Annotated in this window: 1 protein-coding gene; it reads left to right on the top strand. The window is 51.5% G+C overall.

Annotation, left to right across the window (positions count from 1 at the left end; translation table 11 throughout):
- The coding region (locus OQV04_RS24975; protein WP_332643269.1) for a hypothetical protein at positions 1-206 on the top strand (206 nt) is incomplete at both ends.

Here is a 206-nt window from a genome sequence, read left to right as displayed (position 1 = left end):
TACCCCGTAAATACTCAGTCGGCAATCCATACCTCGGCAAGCTGGTTGCAGGTTCAGGCCGCAGGCTAAATTCGCAGAATTTAAATCCTGCACGACCCACCATCTCAACAGCAGTTCAAGCCAATTCATTACCCCGTAAATACTCAGTCGGCAATCCATACCTCGGCAAGCTGGTTGCAGGTTCAGGCCGCAGGCTAAATTCGCAG

The organism is Escherichia sp. Lx600-2 (assembly GCF_036662595.1).
GTDB classification, from domain to species: domain Bacteria; phylum Pseudomonadota; class Gammaproteobacteria; order Enterobacterales; family Enterobacteriaceae; genus Escherichia; species Escherichia coli.
This window is presented reverse-complemented; position numbering and strand designations above follow the sequence as displayed.